Here is a 3,217-nt window from a genome sequence, read left to right on the forward strand (position 1 = left end):
TCGTTCAATGGCCGCCTGCGCGACGAATGCCTTAACGAGCACTGGTTTCCCAGTCTGTTGCACGCACGTGCTGAGATCGAACGCTGGCGTCGGGAATACAACGAGGAGCGGCCGAAGAAGGCATTGGGCGGGCTGACGCCCGCTGCCTACGCGAAGCAGTTAAAGTGAACCTGGACTCTAAACCGTCCCGCTACTGAAAGCGGGGGGACGTCGAGTCCAACCCGGTCGACGTGGTCGGTCACCTCTTGCCGCTGCAACCGGGCAAGACGATACAAACTCAGCACCACCCTGCGATGCCTTGGCCGGTCGTTCCTGCATTTGTCACGACGCAGTTGCACTCACCCCATGGCTTTAAGGTGACTCGCCAGGCATTGATGTTTCTCATCCTGACGGCGAGCCGTTCCGGTGAAGTTCGTTTCATGTCGTGGGATGAGGTCGAACAAAAGGCTGCCGTATGGACGTTGCCTGCGGAACGGATGAAGGCCAAGCAAATCCATCGCGTGCCATATTGGCTATCCTCAAGCAACAACGAGGCCTGCACGACACGCGGGTCTTTCCGTCGGTGCGAGATCGTGCCGCGCTATCAGACATGACACTGACGGCGTTGCTCCGGCGCATAGAGAGAGGTTGACTGAAGGCCGGGCTAACCAGTCAAAAGACGAAGCTGACCTGTTTATATCGTTGATTTATGACGTACCTGCGACACTTGGGAAGCAATTTTCGCTAACCTCAGGACCATGCCCAAACGCCTGAAGCTCTCTTGGTTCACCGCGCCGGTTGCACTCGTGCTCGTGGCATGGATGCTGGGGGACTCCTTGCTGGCTATCGACTGGCTCGGTGTCGCCCGGGCGTGGTCATCGCTACCGGCAGGCCGTATCTCGGTCTCTCTGGCCGCCAGTCTGGTCAGCTTTTGCATGCTGGCGATGCTGGACGTGATCGCATCGCGGCTGACCGTGCCACAGCGCGTGTCCGCGAAGCTGGCTGCGTTTGCCGGTGCGGTATCGCACGCTTTTTCCAATACGCTGGGTTTTCCGGCAGTTACAGGTGGCGTGGTTCGCTATCGCATCTATGCCACTGCCGGCCTGGGCAAAGGTGACATCGCACGGATTGTTGCCCTGTCCGGCTTTGGTGTGGCGATGGGCTTTACGGTGGTGACCATGCTGGCCATGCTGTGGGAGCCGACGCTTGCGCACGGTTGGGGACGGCCTCTCGGGGCCGGCATCCTGCTCTTGCTGCTGGCGTTCCTCGCCTGGCTGAGGGGCACGCCGCGATCGCTGCGCATCGTTCGCTGGAAGCTGGATTTTCCGGATGCCACTGCGGCTGCCACGCAGATGGTCGTCGGTGGCATCGAGATGATCGCAGCCGTCGGCGCCCTGTACGTGCTGCTCCCGGTCGGCACCGCCCCACCATTCATCGACTTCCTGCCCATCTATGTGGGCGCCGTTGTCGCCGGCCTGATTAGTCACGTTCCCGGCGGGCTGGGCATATTCGAGGTGATCGTCCTGGCAACTTTCCCGCCGCACGCGCGCGCCGGCGTTCTCGCCGCCATGCTGTGCTATCGCCTGACTTACAGCCTTGTGCCGTTCGCGCTGGCGGCTGCGGCACTCGGCGCTTTCGAGGCACGTCGACCGCACAAGGCGGCGACCTGAATCAATTGGATCGCGGGTACTGCCTGATCAACCGCTGTTGATGCAGGTGATGGCGTGCCAGCGCGAGCATGCCAATGGGGCGGTGGCCCTGCGCGCGATTGGCGGCTGCTATCGAAAACAGCAAACGCTGCTTGGCAAAGACGATCCGGTAGACCTCGGCAATGGAGTACTTCGGATCCCACGCATGCACAGCCTCGGCGCCGGCACCATTCACTTCCATGATGGTGAATCGGCCGCAACGCAGATCCTGCAGCGTCCGGTAGCGAACATCGAAGCGGCCGACATGAAACTGCGGCATGTCTCGCGCGATGGCCTCGATGGCCGCGGTCAATTCCGGCGTGGCGCAATCTGAGCCATCTTCGTATCGTCCACCCACGCGGGTGGACGCAATAAGTGAAAGCCGCACGACTTCAGCCACGGCGGGCACATAGTCGCTGCTGTAATCGTAGTCATGTTCAGGGTTGCGTATCGTGCGCCGCAGCCGAACGTCCGCGCCAACCAGTTGCGCAACGCTGCTGAGCCCATCGCCGATGACTTGCGGATAGTGGCGCAGCAGGATGCCAAGCAACTGCCCGCAAGGCTGCTGCGGATGACGTACATAGAAGATCCCGGCCTCGCCCGGGTCGTCCAGATAAGCCTGCAGCATCAACGATGCATCCTGCGGATAAGCCGCAAGATAGGCCTCCAGCGCCTGAGCATTGTCGATACGCCGCACGCCATAGCCGCACCAGCCCAGGTCCGGTTTGGCCACCACGGGAAAGTTCAGGCCTGCATGATGCATCGTTGCCAATGCGGCCGACGATGTGGACTGATTGCCAGGGCGCAGCATCACGAACGGCGCCACTCTGGCGCGCGCCAACGGTCCCATGCACTCGAAGTACTCGGACTTGGTGTCGCCGACCAGGCCACCCGCGGTAATGTGCGGATTGGCGCTCGATGGCAGGGTGACGCTGCCATGCCGCAGACCGAGCCACGCCCACTGCATCACCATGGGCACAAGGTTCAGCCACTTCGGCAGCCGTTCGAATGCGCCGACTTTTTCTGAATGCGCCGGTGACCGATCGGCAGTGGTGGCCGCCATTCGAGAGTTAGCCATTGCGAATCACTTCGTAATGGATCGGTTTGTAGGAAAAGTTGTTGGACTGGCCTGCGGAGCACGCGGTCAGTCCAATCACCAGATCCATCCGCGCCTCGAAGATGATGAAATCCCCGGCGCGACTGAGCGGCGGCTCCACGCTGATGACGCCACTGTTGCCGTCCACCTGCACGTTCATGAAAACGTTGAACGCAGTGGGGATGTCATCGGCAGCAACGCCGAACGGCTGCAGCGCGTCGACCAGGCTGCCGAAACAACCACGATGCGGGTCGTCGTCCTGGTAGATGATACGGAACATCTCGGCCGAACAAGGGGACAGCAGGAAATCGTGACGCCCGACGGTATCCTCGACAATATCCAGCAGCACGTTGCTGCGATGGGAGTAGATCTTGTCGCCCACACCGAGAAACAGCTTGCTGGCGTAATCGATGCTGCGCCCGGAGGATATGGCGTCACGCGTGTCCGCGCGATT

At 61.3% G+C, this 3,217-nt stretch carries 5 protein-coding genes; 3 read left to right on the forward strand and 2 right to left on the reverse strand.

Going from position 1 to position 3,217, the window contains the following annotated elements; all coding sequences use genetic code 11:
- From PF446_RS10515 to PF446_RS10525, 3 genes are all read left to right on the forward strand, one after another.
- A partial coding sequence (locus PF446_RS10515) for a transposase (protein WP_298071381.1) occupies positions 1-168 on the forward strand: 168 nt, incomplete at its 5' end.
- A 77-nt stretch (positions 169-245) separates the two neighbouring features.
- On the forward strand, positions 246-593 hold the full coding sequence (locus PF446_RS10520; protein ID WP_298071377.1) for a hypothetical protein: 348 nt from the start codon (positions 246-248) through the stop codon (positions 591-593).
- 144 nt (positions 594-737) lie between these two features.
- A complete protein-coding gene (locus PF446_RS10525) occupies positions 738-1,649 on the forward strand; it encodes a UPF0104 family protein (RefSeq protein WP_298071378.1) in 912 nt (303 codons plus the stop codon).
- A gap of 1 nt (position 1,650) precedes the next feature.
- Here PF446_RS10525 and PF446_RS10530 read toward each other — a convergent pair whose 3' ends face one another.
- Both PF446_RS10530 and PF446_RS10535 read right to left on the reverse strand, forming a co-directional pair.
- On the reverse strand, positions 1,651-2,745 hold the full coding sequence (locus PF446_RS10530; RefSeq protein WP_298071379.1) for a hypothetical protein: 1,095 nt from the start codon (positions 2,743-2,745) through the stop codon (positions 1,651-1,653).
- Positions 2,738-3,217, reverse strand: a 480-nt coding sequence (locus PF446_RS10535) for an urea carboxylase-associated family protein (RefSeq protein ID WP_298071380.1), incomplete at its 5' end; no start/stop codon positions are given. The genes PF446_RS10535 and PF446_RS10530, both read right to left, overlap by 8 nt.

The sequence above is a fragment of the Oleiagrimonas sp. genome (assembly GCF_027858935.1).
Taxonomy (GTDB): domain Bacteria; phylum Pseudomonadota; class Gammaproteobacteria; order Xanthomonadales; family Rhodanobacteraceae; genus Oleiagrimonas.

Bases quoted from the DNA above. Each gene is read 5' to 3' on its own strand.
- PF446_RS10530 (WP_298071379.1), bottom strand. From the start codon at position 2,745: ATGGCTAACTCTCGAATGGCGGCCACCACTGCCGATCGGTCACCGGCG.
- PF446_RS10525 (WP_298071378.1), top strand. From the start codon at position 738: ATGCCCAAACGCCTGAAGCTCTCTTGGTTCACCGCGCCGGTTGCACTC.